This is a genomic window from Bartonella jaculi (assembly GCF_039543045.1).
Taxonomy (GTDB): domain Bacteria; phylum Pseudomonadota; class Alphaproteobacteria; order Rhizobiales; family Rhizobiaceae; genus Bartonella; species Bartonella jaculi.
The window spans coordinates 1-729 of sequence record NZ_BAABIZ010000173.1; the positions used below are offsets into that span (position 1 = coordinate 1).

Sequence of the window (729 nt, forward strand, 5' to 3'; positions counted from 1 at the left end):
TTTCACGAATACGGTCATCTAATAGTGGATAAGGGGTATTTTTTGCATTATCATTTTCGTTTTTTTGCTTTGTTGAATAAGGAGGATTACCAAAAATAACTTTGATATCCAGATTTTTCTGATGTTCCAAATATTCACTGTTTTCTTTAAATAATTCTTGTAGCAGGTTTTTCTCTTCAAGCATCCGAAACGTATCGGTTAAACCAATATGCTTAAAAGAAATATATTCACCTTTCATAAGACTATGATAGGTCGATTCAATGTTAATCGCTGCTATGTAATAGGCAAGTAAAACAATCTCATTGGCATGGATATCATGACGGAACTTATATTCCATATCCTCTGGTTTTATCAGATCAGATTGTAAAAGCCGTGTGATAAAGGTTCCTGTTCCAGTAAAGGGGTCAAGAATAGAGACACCCCGTGATCCTAGGCTTTTTCCGAACTCATTTCGTAAAACATCATCAACGGAACGAATAATAAAATCAACAACCTCAACGGGGGTATAAACAATCCCAAGCCTATCGGTGGTTTTCTTAAAAGCCTTGGTAAAAAAATCTTCGTAAAGTTTGATAATAAGGTTTTGTCTTGCTTGGGGGGTGGTAATCCCAGAGGCACGGAATTTTACGCTGTCATAAAACTCTTGTAATTCTTTCGATACCTGCTTGATATTGCTTTTATCTAATTCAGCTAAAATCTTTTCCATGGCTTGAGAAATGGCATTGTTTT

General features: G+C 35.4%; 1 protein-coding gene. It reads right to left on the minus strand.

Annotated elements, in window-relative coordinates; all coding sequences use genetic code 11:
* Window positions 1–729: N-6 DNA methylase (locus tag ABD915_RS10030; RefSeq protein WP_345117825.1), on the minus strand; the 729-nt coding region annotated here is incomplete at both ends.